The organism is Kitasatospora sp. NPDC058063 (assembly GCF_042885395.1).
Classification (GTDB): Bacteria; Actinomycetota; Actinomycetes; order Streptomycetales; family Streptomycetaceae; genus Kitasatospora; species Kitasatospora lactacystinica.
In genome coordinates this window covers 201394-222008 of sequence record NZ_JBHVSD010000004.1, presented here as the reverse complement: position 1 = coordinate 222008, position 20615 = coordinate 201394, and the positions used below count along the sequence as shown (strand labels likewise).

At 76.7% G+C, this 20615-nt stretch carries 6 protein-coding genes; 5 read left to right on the top strand and 1 reads right to left on the bottom strand.

All coding sequences use genetic code 11. The features are described 5' to 3' along the window. Positions 1-24: 24 nt before the first annotated feature. The 4 genes from ACFVUY_RS08970 (at position 25) to ACFVUY_RS08955 (ending at position 15957) form a co-directional block, all read left to right on the top strand. Positions 25-13350, top strand: coding sequence for an amino acid adenylation domain-containing protein (locus ACFVUY_RS08970; protein ID WP_387728441.1), 13326 nt, complete (start codon positions 25-27; stop codon positions 13348-13350). 6 nt (positions 13351-13356) lie between these two features. Then, the gene (locus ACFVUY_RS08965) at positions 13357-14652 is read left to right on the top strand and encodes an MFS transporter (RefSeq protein WP_387686433.1); all 1296 of its coding nucleotides are present in this window, start codon (positions 13357-13359) and stop codon (positions 14650-14652) included. Between the two features lie 65 nt (positions 14653-14717). Beyond that, the gene (gene ddaH / locus ACFVUY_RS08960) at positions 14718-15578 is read left to right on the top strand and encodes a dimethylargininase (protein WP_387728439.1); all 861 of its coding nucleotides are present in this window, start codon (positions 14718-14720) and stop codon (positions 15576-15578) included. A gap of 145 nt (positions 15579-15723) precedes the next feature. Then, positions 15724-15957: a hypothetical protein gene (locus ACFVUY_RS08955; RefSeq protein WP_387728437.1), complete on the top strand. Its 234-nt coding sequence runs from the start codon at positions 15724-15726 to the stop codon at positions 15955-15957. Between the two features lie 31 nt (positions 15958-15988). Here ACFVUY_RS08955 and ACFVUY_RS08950 read toward each other — a convergent pair whose 3' ends face one another. Then, entirely contained in the window at positions 15989-19219 is a 3231-nt protein-coding gene (locus tag ACFVUY_RS08950) for a BTAD domain-containing putative transcriptional regulator (RefSeq protein WP_387728435.1), read from the bottom strand. Positions 19220-19481: 262 nt separating this feature from the next. On the opposite strand from ACFVUY_RS08950, the gene ACFVUY_RS08945 reads away from it, so the two are divergent. After that, on the top strand, positions 19482-20555 hold the full coding sequence (locus ACFVUY_RS08945; protein WP_387728433.1) for a hypothetical protein: 1074 nt from the start codon (positions 19482-19484) through the stop codon (positions 20553-20555). Positions 20556-20615: the final 60 nt, after the last annotated feature.

The window sequence follows — 20615 nt, the reverse complement described above, 5'->3', positions numbered from 1 at the left end:
CGTGACGTGAGTAGAGGAAGCACCGTGATCCCGGTTTCGTACGCCCAACAGCGTCTCTGGCTGATCGACCAGATCGAGGGGCCGACCGCGCTGTACAACCTGCCGTTCGCCCTGCGCCTGCGCGGCGAGCTCGACACCGCCGCGCTGCGCGCCGCGACGGCGGACGTGGTCGCCCGGCACGAGGCCCTCCGCACGGTGTTCCCGGTGGTCGGGGGAGTCCCGGTGCAGCGGATCCTGCCCGCCGAGGAGGCGCGGCCGCGCTTCCTGGTGCTGGACCGCGCACCGGCCGACTACCCCGCCCACCGGGACGCGGCCGCCGCCGAGACCTTCGACCTGAGCCGCGAACTGCCCATCCGGGTCACGGTGTTCACCCTCTCCCCGACCGAGCACGTGCTGCTCGTCGTGCTCCACCACATCGCCGGCGACGGCTGGTCGCTCGGCCCCCTGCTGCGCGACCTCGCCGAGGCCTACCGGGCCCGCCTCGCCGGCGGCGCCCCGTCGTGGGAGCCGCTGCCGATCCAGTACGCCGACTACGCGCTCTGGCAGCGCGACCTGCTCGGCGACGAGCACGACCCCGAGAGCCTGCTCGCCCGTCAACTCGACTACTGGCGAACCGCGTTGGCGGGCCTGCCGGAGGAACTGGAGCTGCCGACCGACCGACCCCGACCGCCCGCCCCCACCGGCGCCGCCGACTCCGTCGACCTCGCCTGGGACGCCGGCCTGCACACCGCCCTGCTCACCCTCGCCCGCACCCACCGCACCACCCTGTTCACCGTCCTCCAGGCCGGCCTGGCCGCCCTGTTCACCCGGCTCGGCGCCGGCACCGACATCCCGCTCGGCACCGGCGTCGCCGGGCGCGCCGACGACGCCCTGGACGACCTGGTCGGCTTCTTCGTCAACTCCCTGGTACTGAGGGCCGACACGTCCGGCGACCCGAGCTTCGCCGAGCTGCTCGGCCGGGTCCGGGAGGCCCAGCTCGACGCCTTCGCCCACCAGGACCTCCCCTTCGAGCGCCTCGTCGAGGAGCTCAACCCGCCCCGCGCGCTCGGCCGCCACCCGCTGTTCCAGACCCTGCTGGTGCTGCAGAACCACGGGCAGGACGCCGCGCCCGACCTGCCCGGGCTGGAGAGCGCGCCGGAACCGATCGGCCTGCGCGTCGCCAAGTTCGACCTCAACATCGGCATCGCCGAACAGCACGGCCCGGACGGCGCCCCCGCCGGGCTCACCGGCTCGATCGAGTACGCCGCCGACCTCTACGACCGCGCCACCGTCACCGCCCTCGCCGACCGGCTCGGCCGGCTGCTGGCCGGAGCCGCCGCCGACCCGCAGGCGCCCATCGCCACCCTGGACGTGCTCGCCCCCGAGGAGCGCACCCGCATCCTCGTCGAATGGAACGCCACCGACGCCCCCCGGTGGAGCGGCACCCTCGTCGAGTCCTTCGAGCGCCGGGCCGACCGCACCCCGCACGCCACCGCCCTCGTCCACGACGGCGGCAGCCTGACCTACGCCGAACTCGACACCCGCGCCAACCGCCTCGCCCACCACCTCACCGCCCTCGGCGTCGGCCCCGAGACCCCCGTCGCGATGCTGATGGAGCGCTCCGCCGACGTCGTCGTCGCCACCCTGGCCGTCCTCAAGGCCGGCGGCTGCTACGTCCCCATGCACCCCGGCCTGCCGCCCGAGCGGATGACCGGCGTGCTCGCCGACACCGGCGCCCCCGTGCTGCTCACCGACCGCGCCGACCCGGGCTTCCCGCACGGCGCCGCCGTGGTCCGCCCCGGCGACGAGGCCGGCGCCCCGGCCCACCGCCCCGGCGTGCCCGTCCACCCGGACCAGCTCGCCTACGCGATGTACACCTCCGGCTCCACCGGCCGCCCCAAGGGCGTCGCCGTGCGCCACCGCGACGTGCTCGACCTCGCCGCCGACCGGCGCTGGCAGGACGGCCGCCACCAGCGCGTCCTGCTGCACTCCCCGCACGCCTTCGACGCCGCCACCTACGAGATCTGGACGCCGCTGCTGGCCGGCAACACCGTCGTGGTCGCCCCGCCCGGCGCCCTCGACGCCACCGCCCTGCACGCCGTCACCACCCGCCACGACGTCACCGCCGTCTTCCTCACCAAGGCCCTGTTCGACCTCGTCGCCGAGCAGGCCCCGGAGACCTTCGCCGCCCTGCGCGTCGTCTGCACCGGCGGCGAGGCCGCCTCCGGGGTGCTGCTGCGCCGGGTCCTGGAGGCCTGCCCCGAGCTGCTGCTCGCCCACGTCTACGGCCCCACCGAGACCACCACCTTCGCCACCCACCACCCGCTCGCCCCCGCCGACCTCGACGGCCCCCGGGTGCCGATCGGCGGCCCGCTCGACAACATGCGCAGCTACGTCCTCGACGCCCGGCTGCGCCCCGTCCCGCCCGGCGTCCCCGGCGAGCTGTACCTCGCCGGCGCCGGCCTGGCCCGCGGCTACCTGGGCCGTCCCGGCCTGACCGCCGAACGCTTCGTCGCCTGCCCGTACGCGCCCGGCGGCCGTATGTACCGCACCGGGGACCTCGTGCGGCTGCGCGCCGACGGCGCCGTGGAGTTCCTCGGCCGGATCGACGGGCAGGTCAAACTGCGCGGCTTCCGGATCGAACTCGGCGAGATCGAGGCGGCGCTGTCCCGCCACCCCGCCGTCCGCCAGGTCATCGTGATCGCCCGCGAGGACCGCCCCGGCGACACCCGGCTGGTCGCCTACTGCACCGCCGAGGCCTCGCTCACCCCGGCCGAGCTGCGCGCCTTCGCCGGCACCGCGCTGCCCGGCTACATGGTCCCCGCCGTGGTCGTCCTGCTGGACGCGCTGCCGCTCAACGCCAACGGCAAGGTCGACCGCCGTGCCCTGCCCGCCCCCGACCTCGCCGCCGACGACACCGGGCGCGCCCCGCGCGACGAGCGCGAACGGGTGCTCTGCGAGCTGTACGGCGAACTCCTCGGCATCGACGACATCACCATCGACGACGACTTCTTCGCCCTCGGCGGCCACTCCCTGCTCGCCACCCGCCTGGTCGGCCGGGCCCGCACCGAGCTCGGCGTCGAACTCGCCATCGGCGACCTCTTCCAGGCCCCGACCGTCGCCGGGCTCGCCGACCGGCTCGCCGACCGCGCGACCGGCACCCCCGCCCCGGCCCGCCCGGCGCTGCGGCCCGCCGACCGGCCCGAGCGGGTGCCGCTCTCCTTCGCCCAGCGCCGGCTCTGGTTCCTGGCCCGGGCCGACGGCCCCTCGGCCACCTACAACGTCACCCTCGCCCTGCGGTTGCGCGGCCCGCTCGACCCCGCCGCCCTGGAGGCCGCCCTCGGCGACGTCGTGCACCGGCACGAGGCCCTGCGCACCGTCTTCGGCGAGCACGACGGCACCCCGTACCAGCGCGTCCTCGACGCCCCCGCGACCGGCCTGCTCACCGTCACCGACCGCCCGAGCGACGAACTCGCCGGCCACACCTTCGACCTCGCCACCGACCTTCCGGTCCACGCCTACCTGCGGCCCGAGGGGGCCGAGGAGCACGTGCTGGTCCTGGTCGTCCACCACATCGCCGGGGACGGCGCCTCGCTGGGCCCGCTCTACCGCGACCTCACCGACGCCTACCGGGCCCGCCTCGCCGGCGACGCCCCGCCGTGGGAGCCGCTGCCCGTCCAGTACGCCGACTACGCGCTCTGGCAGCACGAACTGCTCGGCGACGAGGACGACCCCGGGAGCCCGCTCGCCCGCCAGCTCGCCCACTGGCGCGAGGCGCTGGCCGGCGCGCCCGAGGAGCTCCCGCTGCCGCTGGACCGCCCCCGCCCGCCGGTCGCCACCCACCGCGGCGCGGTCGTCCCGCTGGAGTTCGACGCCGACCTGCACGCCCGGCTCACCGCGCTCGCCGCCGAGCACGGTGTGACCCTCTTCATGGTCCTGCGGGCCGCGTACGCCACCCTGCTGCACCGCTTCGGCGCGGGCACCGACCTGCCCATCGGCACCCCGCTGGCCGGCCGCCTCGACGAGGCCGTGCAGGAGCTGGTCGGCTTCTTCGCCAACACCCTGGTGCTGCGCACCGACCTGTCCGGCCGCCCGAGCTTCGCCGAGCTGCTGGCGAGGGTCCGGGAGAGCGACCTGGCCGCCCACGCCCACCAGGACGTGCCCTTCGAGCGCCTGGTGGAGGAGCTGAACCCGACCCGCTCGACCGCCTGCCACCCGCTGTTCCAGGTGATGCTGGCCTTCGCGGGCGCCGCCGAGGACGGCCCGGACCTGCCCGGCGTGACGGTGACGGAGGAGCCGGTCGACTTCGGGACGGCCACCTTCGACCTCACCCTGCGCCTGGTCGAGCGGCAGGGCGCCGAGGGCGCCGCCGCGGGGCTGGCCGGCGTCCTGGAGTACGCCACCGACCTGTTCGACCGCGCGAGCGCCGAACAGCTGGCCGCCGCCCTGGAGTCGATCCTCCGCCAGGTCGCCGCCGACCCCCGGCGGTCCGTCGCCGAGCTGGACGTCCTGCCCGCCGGGCGGCGCGCCGCGGAGGCGGCCGACCACACCCCGCTGCCCGCGACGGTGCCCCTGGTACCGGCCGTCTTCGAGGCGCGGGCCGCGGCCACCCCGGACGCGGTGGCCCTGGTCTGCGGCGAGCTCTCGCTGACCTTCGCCGAGCTGAACGCCCGCGCCAACCGGCTCGCCCACGCGCTGATCGCCCGGGGCATCGGCCCCGAGCGCGTGGTGGCGCTGGCCCTGCCGCGCTCGGCCGAGACGGTGGTGGCCGTCCTCGCGGTGCTCAAGGCCGGCGGCGCCCACCTGCCGCTGGACGCCGAGTACCCGGCCGAGCGGACGGCCCACATGCTGGCCGAGGCCCGCCCGGCGCTGGTGCTCACCGACGACCGCTGGCCGCTGCCCGAGGTGCTCGACGGGCACCCCGTGCTCGACCTCGCCGAGGGCGCGGAAGGCCCGCAGACCGACCCGGCGCCGCGGGCCACGGCGGCCGACGCCGCCTACGTCATCTTCACCTCCGGCTCCACCGGCCGCCCCAAGGGCGTCGTGGTGCCGCACGGCGGCATCGCCGCGCTGCTGGCCGCCCACCGCGCGGGCGTGATGGCCGGGGTCGCCCGGCAGCGGGTCGCGCTCACCGCCTCGCTCTGCTTCGACGCCTCCTGGGACGGCCTGCTGTGGCTGGTCGCCGGCCACGAGCTGCACCTGATCGGCGGCGACGTGCGGCGCGACGCCCGGGCCCTGGTCCGCCACACGCGTCGGCAGGGCATCGGCGTCCTGGAGGTGACGCCCTCCTACGCCGAGCAGCTGATCGAGGAGGGCCTGCTGGAGGAGCCCGCGCCGGCCCTGGTGCTGCTCGGCGGCGAGGCCGTCGGCCAGGCGCTCTGGACGCGGCTGCGCGAGGCCCCGGGCACCGCCGCCCACAACCTCTACGGCCCGACCGAGTGCACCGTCGACGCCCTGACCCACCCGCTGGACGCCACCGGGCGGCCCGTCCTCGGCCGCACCGTCGCCGGCACCCGCTGCCACGTCCTCGACGAGTACCTCAACCCCGTCCCGGCGGGGGTGCCGGGGGAGCTGTACCTCGCGGGCGCCGGCCTGGCCCGCGGCTACCTGGCGCGGCCGGGCCTGACGGCGGAGCGCTTCGTCGCCTGCCCGTTCGAGCCGGGCGCGCGCATGTACCGCACCGGGGACCTGGTGCGCCGCACCCGCGACGGGGAGCTGGAGTACCTCGGCCGCACCGACCACCAGGTGAAGATCCGCGGCTTCCGGATCGAACCCGGTGAGATCGAGCGCGCCCTGACCGCCCACCCGCGGGTGCTCCAGGCCGCCGTCCTGCCCGACGGGGACGGGCTGCGCCTGGTCGCGTACGTGGTCGCCGACGGCCCGCTCGACCCGGCCGAGCTGCGCGCCAGCGCCGCCCGGACGCTGCCCGGCTACATGCTGCCGGCCGCGATCGTGCCGCTGGACGCGCTGCCGCTGAACGCCAACGGCAAGCTGGACCGGTCCGCCCTCCCGGCGCCGGACTTCGGGGCGCTGTCGGCGGGCCGGGCGGCGCGCACCCCGCAGGAGGAGATCCTGTGCGGGCTGTTCGCGGAGGTGCTCGGCCTGGACGGCGTCGGTATCGACGACGACTTCTTCGACCTGGGCGGCCACTCGCTGCTGGCCACCAAGCTGCTCAGCCGGGTCCGGGCGGCGCTGGGCGCGGAGTTGGGGATCCGGGAGGTCTTCGAGGCGCCGAGCGTGGCCGGGCTGGCCGCCCGCCTGGACGCCGGCTCCGAGCGGGCGGCCCTCGGTACGGGCCGTGAGCGCCCCGACCGCGTCCCGCTGTCCTTCGCCCAGCAGCGCCTGTGGCTGATCGACCGGATGGAAGGCCCCAGCGCCCTCTACAACGCGCCGCTGGCGCTGCGCCTGACGGGGGAGCTGGACGCCGCCGCGCTGGAGCTCGCCCTCGGCGACGTGGTCGCCCGGCACGAGAGCCTGCGCACCCTGATCGAGGAGTTCGACGGCACCCCGTACCAGCGCGTCCTTCCGGCGGGGGAGGCCGTGGTCCCGCTCGACACCCGGGACTGCCCCGCCGACGAGGTGGCCGCCACGGTGGCCGGGCTCTGCCGCCACGCCTTCGACCTGCGCACCGAACTCCCCGTCCGCGCCGCCCTGCTGCGGGTCTCGGCCGAGGAGCACGTGCTGGTCCTGGCGCTGCACCACATCGCCAGCGACGGCTGGTCCCTCGGCCCGCTGGTCCGCGACCTCACCGGCGCCTACGCGGCCCGCACCGAGGGCGCCGACCCCGGCCGGGCGCCGCTGCCCGTCCAGTACGCCGACTACGCGCTCTGGCAGCGCGAGCTGCTCGGCGAGGAGAGCGACCCCGAGAGCCTGGCGGCCCGCCAGCTCGCCCACTGGCGCGAGACCCTGGCGGACCTCCCGGACGAGGCGACGCTGCCGCTGGACCGTCCCCGCCCGCCCGTCGCCTCCCACCGCGGCGACCGGGTGGCGCTCACCCTGGACGCCGAGTGCCACCGCGAACTGGTCGCGCTCTCCCGGGCCCACCGGGTCACCCTGTTCATGACCGTGCAGGCGGCTCTCGCCGCGCTGCTCACCCGCCTCGGCGCGGGCACCGACGTCCCGATCGGCTCGGTGGTGGCCGGGCGTTCCGACGAGGCGCTGGACGAGCTGGTCGGCTTCTTCGTCAACACCCTGGTGCTGCGCACCGACACGTCCGGGAACCCCAGCTTCGCCGAACTGCTCGGCCGCGCCCGGGAGACCGCCCTCGGCGCCTACGCCCACCAGGACGTGCCCTTCGAGCGCCTGGTGGAGGAGCTCAGGCCGGCCCGCTCGCTGGCCCGCCACCCGCTGTTCCAGATCATGCTGGTGCTCCAGAGCAACGAGCGGGCCGAGCCGGCCACGGCGGGTCTGCGCGTCGAGCCGCTCGCGGCGGGCAACGGCTCCGCCAAGTTCGACCTCAGCCTGATCGCCGAGGAGTCCTTCGGCCCCGACGGCGAGCCCGCCGGGATCGACTGCGCCCTCGACTACGCCACCGACCTCTTCGACCGGGAGACCGTCGAGGCCGTCGCCGTCCGCCTCGGCCGGCTGCTGGCGGCGGTGGCCGCCCGGCCCGAGCTGCCGATCGGCCGCATCGAGCTGCTGTCGGCCGAGGAGCGCGCCGCGCTCCCGGCGGCCGGCGCCGCCCTGCCGGCCGAACTCCCGCTGCTGCCCGCCGCCTTCGCGGCCCAGGCCGCCAGCACCCCGGAGGCCGTCGCGCTGGTCTGCGGCGAGGTCCGGCTGACCTTCGCCGAACTGGACACCCGGGCCGAGCGGCTCGCCCACCGCCTGCGGGCCGCTGGCTCCGGGCGGGAGTCGGTGGTCGCCCTCGCCCTGCCGCGCTCGGCGGAGACGGTGGTCGCCATGCTCGCCGTGCACAAGGCCGGCGGCGCCTACCTGCCGCTGGACGCCGAGTACCCGGCCGAGCGCACCGCCCACATGCTCGCCGACGCCCGCCCGGCGCTCGTCCTCACCGACGACCGCTGGCCGCTGCCCGAGGTGCTGGCGGGCCTGCCCGCCCTGGACGTCGCCCCGTCGTCCGAGGACGCCCCGCCGGCCGAGGACGCCGAGGCCGGCGCGTCCCACCCGGGGTGGTGCGCCCTCGACCCGGGCGACGCCGCCTACGTCATCTACACCTCCGGCTCCACCGGCCGCCCCAAGGGCGTCGTGGTGCCGCACGGCGCCGTCGCCGCCCTGCTCGCCGCCCACCGCGCCGCCCTGATCCGGGGCACCGAGGAGGCCCACGGCCGGCAGCGGATCGCGCTCACCGCCTCGCTCTGCTTCGACGCCTCCCTGGAGCCCCTGCTCTGGATGTTCGCCGGGCACGAGCTGCACCTGATCGGCGACGAGTTGCGCCGCGACCCGGCGGCGCTGGTCCGCCACACGGCCGCCGCCGGGATCGACGCCCTGCACCTCACCCCGTCCTACACCGAGCAGCTGATCGAGGAGGGGCTGCTGGACGCACCCGCGCCGCGCCTCCTGCTGCTCGGCGGCGAGGCCGTCGGCCAGGCGCTGTGGCAGCGGCTGCGGGAGCACCCCGACACCGCGGGCCACAACTTCTACGGTCCGACCGAGGCCACCGTCTACGCGCTGACCCAGCCGTTCGACGCGGCGCGGCGCCCCGGTCTCGGCGGCCCGATCGCCGGGGTGCGGGCGTACCTCCTCGACGAGTACCTCAACCCCGTCCCGGCGGGGGTGCCGGGGGAGCTGTACCTCGCGGGCGCCGGCCTGGCCCGCGGCTACCTGGCGCGGCCGGGCCTGACGGCGGAGCGCTTCGTCGCCTGCCCCTTCCAGTCGGGCGCGCGCATGTACCGCACCGGGGACCTGGCCCGCCGCACCCGCGACGGCGGCGTCGAGTACCTCGGCCGCACCGACCACCAGGTGAAGATCCGCGGCTTCCGGATCGAACCCGGCGAGATCGAGCAGGTGCTGGCCCGCCACCCCGCCGTCCGCCAGGCCGTGGTCACCGTCCGGGAGAGCGACACCGGCGACCGCCGCCTGGTCGGCTACTGCACGGTGGACCGGGAGGCGCCCGAACTCGCCGCCGAACTGCGGCGCTTCGCCGCCGAGTCGCTGCCCGGCTACATGGTGCCGGCCGCCGTCGTGCTGCTCGACACCCTGCCCCTGACCGGCAGCGGCAAGGTCGACCACCGGGCGCTGCCCGCGCCGGACTTCGGGGCGCTGTCGGCGGGCCGGGCGGCGCGCACCCCGCAGGAGGAGATCCTGTGCGGGCTGTTCGCGGAGGTGCTCGGCCTGGACGGCGTCGGTATCGACGACGACTTCTTCGACCTGGGCGGGCACTCGCTGCTGGCCACCAAGCTGCTCAGCCGGGTCCGGGCGGCGCTGGGCGCGGAGTTGGGGATCCGGGACGTCTTCGAGGCACCGACGGTGGAGGGGCTGGCCGCCCGCCTGGGCACCGGCTCGCGGCGACCGGCGCTGAGCGCGGCGGGCGAACGCCCGGAGCGGGTGCCGCTGTCCTTCGCCCAGCAGCGCCTGTGGCTGATCGACCGGATGGAAGGCCCCAGCGCCCTCTACAACCTGCCGCTCGTCCTGCGCGTGGCGGGCGAGCTGGACGCCGCCGCGCTGGAGCTCGCCCTCGGCGACGTGGTCGCCCGGCACGAGAGCCTGCGCACCCTGATCGAGGAGTCCGACGGCACCCCGTACCAGCGGATCCTGCCCGCCGGGCAGGCCCGCGTCCGGGTCGAACTGCTGCCGCCCGGCACCGAGCCGGCGAGCTGCACGGCCCGCCCCTTCGACCTGGCCGCCGACCTGCCCGTCCGCGCCCACGTCATCCCGGCCGGGCCCGGCGAGCACCTGCTCGCCCTCGTCCTGCACCACATCGCCGGGGACGGCTGGTCGATGGGCCCGCTGCTGCGCGACCTCGCCACGGCCTACGCGGCCCGCACCGGCGGCGCGGCCCCGCAGTGGGCGCCGCTGCCCGTCCAGTACGCCGACTACGCGCTCTGGCAGCGCGAACTGCTCGGCGAGGACGGCGACCCGGAGAGCCTGCTCGCCCGCCAGCTCGCCCACTGGCGGGAGGCGCTGGCCGGCCTGCCCGAGGAGCTGTCGCTGCCCGTCGACCGGCCGCGCCGAGCCGCCGCCTCGCACCGCGGCGACCGGGTCGTCGTCCCGTACGGCGCGGAACTCCACCGCGCTCTCGGCGAGTTGTCGCGCCGGCAGCGGGTGACGATGTTCATGACCGTGCAGGCGGCCCTCGCCGCGCTGCTCACCCGCCTCGGCGCGGGCACCGACATCCCGATCGGCTCGGTCGTGGCCGGGCGCGGCGACGAGGCGCTGGACGAGCTGGTCGGCTTCTTCGTCAACACCCTGGTACTGCGCACCGACACGTCCGGCGATCCGAGCTTCACCGAGCTGCTGGCCCGCGTCCGGGAGACCCAACTCGACGCCCATGCCCACCAGGACGTGCCCTTCGAACGCCTGGTGGAGGAGCTGAACCCGGCCCGCTCGCTGGCCCGCCACCCGCTCTTCCAGGTGATGCTGCTGCTGGAGGGCCGGGGCGACTCGGCGCCGCTCGCCGCGGCCGGCCTGGACGCCTCGGCGGTGTCCTCCGCAGGGACGGTCGCCAAGTTCGACCTGAGCGTGGGCCTCGGCGAGTCCTTCGACGCCGACGGTGCGCCCGCCGGCCTGGAGTGCGCGATCGACTTCGCCACCGACCTCTTCGACCGGGAGACGGTCGAGGCGATCGCCGTGCGCCTCGGCCGGCTGCTGGCGGCGGTGGCCGCCCGGCCCGAGCTGCCGATCGGCCGGATCGAGCTGCTGTCGGCCGAGGAGCGCGCCGCGCTCCCGACCGCAGGCGCCGCCCTGCCGGCCGAACTCCCGCTGGTCCCGGCCGCCTTCGCGGCCCAGGCCGCCCGCACCCCGGAGGCCGTCGCGCTGGTCTGCGACGACGTCCGGCTGACCTTCGCCGAGCTGAACGCCCGCGCCAACCGGCTCGCCCACCACCTGATCGGGCGGGGCATCGGACCCGAGTCCGTGGTCGCCCTCGCCCTGCCGCGCTCGGCCGGGAGCGTGATCGCGACCCTGGCCGTGCTCAAGGCCGGCGCGGCCTACCTGCCGCTGGACGCCGACCACCCGGCCGACCGCACCGCCCGCACCCTCGCCGACGCGGCCCCCGTCCTCGTCCTCACCGACGAGGGCTGGCCCCGGCCCGAGGCGCTGGCCGGCACCCCCGTGCTGGCCCTCGCCGAGGCCACCGGGCCGGACACCGACCCGGCCCCGCGCGCCTCGGCCGGCCACGCCGCCTACCTGATCTACACCTCCGGCTCCACCGGCCGCCCCAAGGGCGTCGTCGTCCAGCACGGCAGCCTCGCCGCCCTGCTGGCCGCCCACCGGGCCGGGCCGATCGCCGCCGCCGAGGCCGCGCACGGCCGACTGCGGGTCGCGCTCACCGCCTCGCTCTGCTTCGACGGGTCGCTGCAGAGCCTGCTCTGGCTGTTCGCCGGGCACGAGCTGCACCTGATCGGCGACGAGCTGCGCCGCGACCCGGCCGCGCTGGTGCGGCACGTGCGCGCGGAGGGCATCGGCGCCATGGACGTCACCCCGTCCTACGCCGAGCAGCTCCTCGCCGAGGGCCTGCTGGAGGGCGCCGCCCCGGCCGTCCTGGTGCTGGGCGGCGAGGCCGTCGGCCAGCAGCTCTGGACGAGCCTGCGCGCGGCGCCGGGCACCACCGCCTACAACCTGTACGGCCCGACCGAGGCCACCGTCTACGCCCTCGGCCGGCCGCTCGGCGGGGCGGAGCGCCCCGGTCTCGGCGGCCCGATCGCCGGGGTGCGGGCGTACCTCCTGGACGAGTACCTCAACCCCGTCCCGCCGGGCGTGCCCGGGGAGCTGTACCTCGCAGGCCCGGGCCTGGCCCGCGGCTACCTGGGCCGCCCCGGCCTGACGGCGGAACGCTTCGTCGCCGACCCGTCCGCGGCCGGGGCGAGGATGTACCGCACCGGGGACCTGGCCCGCCGCACCCGCGACGGGGAGCTGGAGTACCTCGGCCGCACCGACCACCAGGTGAAGATCCGCGGCTTCCGGATCGAACTCGGCGAGATCGAGCACGTGCTGACGCTCCACCCGCGGGTCGGCGCCGCCGCCGTGCTGCCCGCCGCGGACGGGCTGCGCCTGGTCGCCTACGTGGTGGCCGACGGCCCGCTCGATCCCGCCGAACTGCGCGCCTTCGCCGCCGGCCACCTGCCCGGCTACATGCTGCCCGCCGCCGTCGTCCCGCTGGCCGCGCTGCCGCTCACCGGCAGCGGCAAGCTCGACCGGACGGCGCTGCCCGCACCGGACTTCGGGCAGCTCGCCGGCGGCCGCGCCGCCCGGACGCCGCAGGAGTCGATCCTGTGCGGGCTGTTCGCGGAGGTGCTCGGCCTGGAGGTCGTCGGCATCGACGACGACTTCTTCGACCTCGGCGGCCACTCCCTGCTCGCCATGAAGCTGCTCGCCAAGGTCCGCGGCGCCCTCGGCACGGACCCCGGCATGCGGGCGCTGTTCGAGACACCCACCGCGGCCGGGCTCGCCCGGCGGCTCGACCACGGCCCGGCGGCCGACGCGCTGGACGTCCTGCTGCCGCTGCGCGCCGGCGGCGACCGGCCCCCGCTGTTCTGCGTCCACCCGGCGGCCGGCATCAGCTGGGTCTACTCCGGGCTGCTGCGCCACCTCGGCCCCGAGCAGCCGGTGTACGGCCTCCAGGCCCGGGGCCTGCGCGGCGACGCACCGGCGAGCGTCGCCGAGATCGCCGAGGACTACGTGCGGCAGATCCGCGCGGTGCGTCCCGACGGCCCGTACCACCTGCTGGGCTGGTCCTTCGGCGCGGTGGTCGCGCAGGAGATGGCCGTGCGGCTGCGGGCCGAGGGCGCCGAGGTCGGCCTGCTGGCCCTGCTCGACGGCGCCCCGGCGGTCCGCACCGCCGACGCCCCGCCCGTCGAAACCGCCGACACCCTCGCGGAGTTGCTGCACTCGCTCGGCCACGACCCGGCGGACGGCCGGGGCCTCGCCGATCTGCGGGCCGTGCTCGGGGAGGCCGTGGCCGTGCTGCCGGAGGTCTTCGACCGGCACCGCAAGCTGATGGCCGAGCACGTGCCGGGCCGCTACCGGGGGGACGCCGTCTTCTTCGGGGCGACCACCGGCAAGCCCGCCGACTGGCCGTACGAGCAGAGCTGGCGGCCGTACCTGGACGGCCGGATCGAGAGCCACCGCCTGGCCTGCGCCCACGGCGAGCTGACCCGGCCGGAACCCCTCGCACGGATCGCCGCCGTGCTGACCGAGAAGCTGCACACCGAGACGCCGCACACCGAGACGCCGCACACCCAGAAGCCGGGAGCGTGACCCGCGATGACCACCACCGTCCCGATCGAATCACCGGCGCCGCCGGAGCGGCCGCGCGGCCGGTGGGGCCTGTGGGCCCAGGGGGACTTCCGCCGGCTCTGGATCGGTGAGACCACCAGCACCCTCGGCACGGCCGTCGGAAGCGTGGCGCTGTCCCTGGTGGCCGTGGTCACCCTGGGCGCCGGCCCCTTCGCGGTGGGCGTGATCAACGCCGCCGCCTGGCTGCCCTGGCTGTTCCTCGGCCTGCCGGCCGGAGCCTGGGTGGACCGCTGGCCCCGGGTGCGGGTGATGCTGGTCTGCGACCTGCTGCTGCTCGTCCTCTTCGCCAGTGTCCCGGTGTCCGCGTGGCTGGGGGCGCTCTCCCTCGCCCAGCTGGTGGTGGTGGCCCTGCTGACCGGGGCGGTGAAGGTGTTCTTCTCCACCGCCTACGGGGCGGTGCTGCCCACCCTCGTGGCGAAGGCCGACCTGCTGGAGGCCAACGTCAAGCTGCGCTCCGGGGCCTCGGCGGCGGAGATCGCCGGCCCGGGCGCGGCCGGTCTGCTCGCGCAGGCCTTCGGTGCCGCCAGCGGGATGCTCGCCGACTCGCTCACCTACCTGGTGTCGGCGTTCTGCCTGCGGCGGATCAGGACGGAGGAGCGCCCCCCGCCGGTGTCCGAACGGCGCGGCATCCCGCGCGAGATCGGCGAGGGCGTCCGGTTCCTGCTGCGCGATCCCTACCTGCGCACGTTCGCCTGCTTCGCGGCGGTCGGCAACCTGGGACTGAACGGCATCCAGGCGGTGCAGACGGTCTTCCTGGTGCGCAGCGTGGGGATCGAACCGGGCGCGGTGGGCGCGGTGTTCGCGCTGGTGAGCGTCGGCGGGCTGGCGGGTGCGATGCTGGCCGGGCGGATCGCCCGGAGGCTGGGCACCGCGCGCGGGCTGCTGGTCTGCGAGCTGGTGGTCGCGCCCTTCATCCTGCTGCTGCCGCTGGCGGGCGAGCGGCTGCCGCTCGTGGTCAGCGCGCTCGCCTGGGCCGTCGCGGTCTGCGGCGTGGTGGCGGGCAACGTCCTGGCCGGCAGCTTCTCCCAGGCCTACTGCCCGCCCGAGATGATCGGCCGGATCAGGGCCAGCTCCGCGACCCTCAACTACAGCGCGATCCCGGTGGGAGCGCTGCTCGGCGGCTGGCTCGGCGAGGTGATCGGCGCCCGCGGCACCATCTGGCTGATGGCGGGCGTGCTGCTCTCGGCCGGCGGGGTGCTGCTGGCCAGCCCGCTGCGCGGCCTGCGCGACTTCCCGACCCGGCCGTCGGACCCCGCCGCCTGACCGCGCCGCCCGGCCCCCGCCCCACCCCGCGCCACCTCCCGACCCGCCCTCACCCGGAGGCCCCGATGACCCGCACCGCCCGCCCGCGCCACTACCTGATGTGCCGTCCGACCCACTTCGAGGTCAGCTACGCGATCAACCCGTGGATGGACCCCGCCAAGCCGGTGGACACCGACCTCGCCGTCGCCCAGTGGGAGCGGCTGTACGCCCTCTACGGCGAGCTCGGCCACCGGGTCGACCTGATCGACCCGCTGCCCGGCCTGCCCGACATGGTCTACGCGGCCAACGGCGCCACCGTGGTGGACGGCAAGGTGCTCGGCGCGCGCTTCCGCAACGCCGAGCGGGCCGCCGAGGGCCCGGCCTACCTGGAGTGGTTCCGCGCCCGGGGCTTCGAGACGCGCGATCCGGAGCACGTCAACGAGGGCGAGGGGGACCTGCTGCTGACCGCGGGCTCCGTGCTGGCCGGGCGGGGCTTTCGCAGCGTGGCCGACGGGCACGCGGAGGCCCAGGAGTTCTTCGGCCGACCGGTGATCGGGCTGGAGCTGGTCGACCCGCGCTACTACCACCTGGACACCGCGCTCGCCGTGCTCGACGGCGACGAGATCATGTACAACCCGGAGGCCTTCTCGGCCGGGAGCCGTGCCGTCCTGCGGCGGCTCTTCCCGGACGCGCTGCTGGTGGGCGGCGAGGACGCGGCGGTGTTCGGCCTCAACGCGGTGAGCGACGGCCTGCACGTGGTGCTGCCGGAGGCGGCCGTCGGCCTGGCCGCGCGGCTGCGCGAGCGCGGCTTCCGGCCGATCGGGATGGACCTCAGCGAGCTGCTCAAGGGCGGCGGCAGCGTGAAGTGCTGCACCCTGGAGATCCGTTCGGAGATTGGTTCGGAGATTCGTTCGGGGATTGGTTCGGAGATCCGTTCGGAGGTCTGAGAAGCGGCTCCGCCGGGCACCGGTGATCAGTGGTGACCACCGGTGCTCGGCTGTAGATCGGCCGTTGACCGCCCCCGGCCAGACTGGTGCCACACCACGACGGAACCCCTTCCCTCCGGGGAAGCGACCCAAGGGAGCACCAGAGATGACGCAGCGTCCGGCCACCGCCCGTACCCGCCTGCGGCTGTTCACGGTCGGCCTCGGGGTGGTCGTCGCCCTGGGCGCGGGCCTCTCCGCCACGGTCGCCGTGGCGGAGTCGGCCGGCACCGGGACGGCGACGGTGGTGAGCGGCGACGCGACGCCGACGGCCGTCCCCACCCCGACCCCGACCGGCACCGGGCACGGCAGCACCGGCGACTGGAACAGCACCGGTTCCTGAGCATGCCGAAGCCGGGCGCAGGATCGTTTCTTCAGCAGCCCGACGAGAGCCGGTCGGCGGCCCGCCGCCCCTTCGGGACCGAGGGAGCCGACGGGACGGACGGAGCCGATACGGCCGATGCGGCCGACGGAGCCGGCGCGGCCGACGTGGCAGAACCCTCCCGCGCGGACAGCAGCCCCGCCACCTCCGCCGCCTCCGGCAGCCCCAGCCGGACGAAGATCCGGTGCGCCTCCCGCAGCCGGCCGCCCGCCTCGGCCTCCCGCCCGAGGTCGGCCAGGGTCCGGCCCAGCACCACCAGCGCGTGGCCCTGGTCCCGCTCGGCACCCAGCTCCTCGCACAGCTCCAGCGACTGCCCGGCGTGCTCCAGCGCCTCGTCCGTCCGGCCCAGCGACCGCAGACTGTCCGCCATCCGGTAGCGGGCGTGCGCCGCCCGGGCCCGCAGACCGGCCGCCGAGGCCACCGCCAGGCACTCGCCGAACCAGGTGACCGCCTCCTCGTGCCGCCCCAGCCCGTGCAGCGCCAGCCCCAGCACGTACAGCGTGTACGCCCGGCCCGGATCGTCGTGCCGGGTCCGCAGTTCGGCCAGCACCTCGTGGCAGATCGGCACCGCCTCGGCGGCCCGCCCGCTGCGCACCCGGGCCAGCGCCGCGTTCACCGTCGTCACCAGCGCCCCGGAGCGGTGGCCGAGTTCGCGCGCCAGCAGCAGTGCCTCGTCGTAGTGCCCGACGGCCTCGTCGTAGCGGCTGAGGAACTGGCAGACCAGGCCGAGGTCGTTCAGCGCCTGGCGCAGGATCACCGTGTCGCCCGCCGAGCGGGAGGCGGCCACCGCCAGCCGGGAGGCCGACTCCGCCTCCTCCAGCCGGGTGGCGGCCAGGGCGACGTTGCCGCGGAGGAAGTGCGCCCGGCCAGCTGCCCGGTGGTCGGCGCGGTGGACCGCGGCGGCGGCCAGGTCCTGTGCGGTGGTGGCCAGCTGACGGCTGGGCGGGGCGAGGACGAACGGCGTGAGCGCGATCAGCAGATCGATCGCGGCGCGCAGCGGCTCGGGCCCCGGGCCCTGCCCCGGCCCGTGTGCCGGCGCACGGCCGTCGGCAGGGGCGGGCGGGGCGGCCTCGGCGTCGTCCGCGAGGGTCCAGCCCGCCACCTGGGCGGCCAGCGCGATCGCCCCGGAACCCTCCGCCTCGGCCCAGGCCCGCGCCCCGTCCGGGCCGTCCAGCGGAACGCCCGCGCTGCGGGCGGGCCCCAGCGCGCCGGCCGCCGGATCCCCGGGAACGGCGTGCTGGAAGGCCGTGCACGCGGTGGCCAGCAGGTGGTCGAGCATCCGGTCGCGGGCCGCCACCGCCGCGCCGGGATCGTCCGGACGGCGCCGGGCGAACGCGCGCAGCAGGTCGTGGAAGCGGTAGCGGCCGGGGAAGGGCGACTCCATCATCGCCACGTCCACCAGGGCCTCCAGCAGGTCCTCGGCGTCGTACTCGTCGAGGTCCAGCAGGGCGGCCGCGGCCTGCAGCCCGAGGTCCGGGCCGTCCACCGAGGCGGCCAGCCGGAACGCCCGGGCCTGGGCGGGCGTCAACTGGCGGTAGCTCAGTTCGAAGGCGGCCGCCACCTCCAGGTCGCCGATGCGCAGCTCGTCGATCCGCCGGCGTTCGACCGCCAGCCGGCGGCCCAGCGTCTGCACCGTCCAGCTCGGCCGGGCGGCCAGCCTGGCCGCCACGATCCGCACCGCGAGCGGGAGGTGGCCGCAGACGAGCAGCAGCTCCCGGGCGGCCTCGGCCTCGGCGGCCAGCCGCTCGGCGCCGATGGTGCGGCCCAGCAGTTCGAGCGCCTCCTCGGGTTCGAAGACGCCCAGGTCGGCCTGGACGGTCGCGGGCAGGCCGGACAGCCGGGTGCGGCTGGTGGTGAGCACGGCGCAGCCGACCGCGCCCGGCAGCAGCGGTCTGATCTGCGCGGTGTCGTGGACGTTGTCGAGCACCAGCAGCAGCCGCCGGCCGTCCACCACCGAGCGGAACAGCGCCGAGCGGGCGTCCAGCCCGTCCGGCACCGCGTCGGCCGGCACGCCGAGCGCCACCAGGAAGCCGCTGAGCACCGCCTCCGGGTCGGCCGGGGTGGCGTCGGCGCCCCGCAGGTCGACGTAGAGCTGCCCGTCCGGGTAGGCCTCGCGCACCCGGTGGGCGACGTGCAGGGCCAGCGCGGTCTTGCCGACCCCGCCCATGCCGACCACGGTCGCGATCGCCAGCGCCTGCTGGCCGGGCGCGCCGAGGGCCCCGCGCAGCCGCTCCACCAGCACCGTGCGGCCGGTGAAGTCGGCCGCGTCGGGCGGAAGCTGGGCCGGTCTGGGGGCCGGCACGCCGCTCCCGGCCGGGGCGGCGGCGGGTGCGTCCGGCGCCGCGGGTCCGCCGGCCGGCTCCGGCGACCCGGCCCCGGGAGCGGTCCGCTCCGCCGGGCCGGCGACGGGCGCGGCCGGCCCGGGCACGGCGGACACCGGCCGGAGGACCGGCGCCGGGGCGGCCAGCGTCGGGTCGCCCTCCAGGATCCGCTGGTGCAGCAGGTCCAGCTCCGCTCCGGGCGCCACGCCCAGCTCGGCCAGGAACAGCTGACGCGCGCCGCGGAACACCGCCAGCGCGTCCGCCTGCCGCCCGGCCTGGTACAGCGCGCGCATCAGCAGCCCGTACGCCCGCTCGTGCAGCGGGTGTTCGGTGGTCAGCGAGGTCAGCTCCGGGATGCACCGGGAGTAGCGGCCGAGCGCCAGGTCCAGGGCGATCCGCTCCTCCAGCAGGGTCAGCCGCAGCTCCTGGAGCCGCTGGCGCTGGCGCTGCGCGAACGGGCCGGGGATGCCGGCCAGCGGCTCGCCCTGCCACAACTCCAGTGCCTGGTTCAGCAGATCACGCGCCTGCTGCGGCTCCCCGGCGGCCGCCGTGCGCTCGGCCTGCGCCGCCAGCTCCTCCGCCTGCGCCGCGTCCACCGCGTGCTTCGGCAGCACCAGCCGGTAGCCGTCCCCGACCGAGGTCAGCACGGTCGGCGCGTCCGGTTCCTCGCCGTGCAGCACCTTGCGCCACCGCCAGGCGTACGTGCGCACCGTCGTCATCGCGGTGCCCGGCGGCTCCTCGCCCCACAGGGCGTCGATCAGGTCGGTGGCGCTCGCGCCGTGGCCGGGCCGCAGCAGCAGCACCGCCAGCATCGCCTGCTGCTGGGGGCTGCCCACCTTCAGCGCGGTCGCGCCGCGCTGCGCTCTCATCAGTCCCAGCACCGAGAACCGGAAATCATCCATCCCTGCACCTGCCCGCCTCATGTGCTCGCCCCCGTCCGCGCACGTGCCGCCCCCCGATTCGATGAGCCCCTATCAACCCACGGCACCCCGCGGGATGTCGAGGGATCATCGACCCGGTGGTGATCCGGCGTTGATCGGCCGTGACCACAATCGACGGTGTGGCGCCCGCAGTCGGCCCGGCCCCGACCGCCGGACCCGCCACGTCCCCGGTCGCCCGGCCGCCGTCCGGCCGACCACCACGGCTCTCGGAGGCGGACCCCCCATGAACACCGACCTGCTCCACCGGCTGCTCGACGTCGACCCGGCCGCCGGACCGGTCGACCTGCTCCACCGCGCCCGGGGCGAGCGCCACCTCCCGTACCTGGTGCTCGCCGCACTCGCCCGGGACGGCGTCCGGATGGGCCAGCACGCCCGCGCCGAGCTGCAGCGCGCCCGCGACCGGGCCGAGTGCTACGCGGGCGTCGCGCGCGACCTCGCCGACGCCACCGGGGTCCGTCCGGTCCGTGACCTGCCACTGGCCGGCTACTACCCGCCCGACCTGCCCCGGCCGCTGGCCGAACTCGTCCTCGTCAGCCCCACCGAGGCCACGCTCTGGCAGGCCGTCAACCGGCTGGTCACCGATCACCCGGTGGAGTCCGTGGAGGTCACCCTGCTCGGCGAGCGGCCCCGGCACACCGCCGTCACCCTGCGCTGGCCGGGCGAGGACCCGCTGCTGGACCCGTGGTACCAGGTACGGGTCGCCACCGCCGCGCTCACCGGCGACCTCGCCTCCGTCCCGGTCCGCCCCTACCTGGCCGCCGACGACCACGTGGAATGCCTGATCGCCCTCGCCGAGGAGGGGCTCGGGCGCGCCTTCCTCGCGGGCGATGTGATCGACGTGGCCCAGCTCGCCGGGCAGCCCTTCGACCCCGTCGAGACCGCCGCGGTGGTCGCCGCCTACCGGCTCGCCCCGGAGGCCGCGGCCCTCCTCGACCTCGCCGCCGAACACGTGCCGCTCGGCTCCCTGCGGGACGTGCGCACCGTCCTGGAGGCCGAGGTCGCCCCCGAACGGCGCCGCCGCCGCGGCCGCCACCACCCGCTCCGGCCGCGCCACGGCACCCTGCTGCGCCGCACCGTCATCCGGCACCGGTGGGACGAGGCCCTGCTGCTCCCGGCCGGCGACGCGACCCTGCTGCTCACCCCGGTCGCCGACTACCTGCTCGGCCCCGAGGGCACCCGGCCGACGGCCTCCGAACGCGCCGCCGCCCTCGCTGCCCTGAGCGACTGGGACGCCACCGCCCCCGGCGGCCCGGACCGGGCCCCGTGCACCGGCCTGCCGGAGCCGCGCCACCGCTGAGCGGGCCCGCGGGCGGCGGCCGGGGGCGGGGGTCGGGGTGGGGGTCGGAGGTGGGGGGGC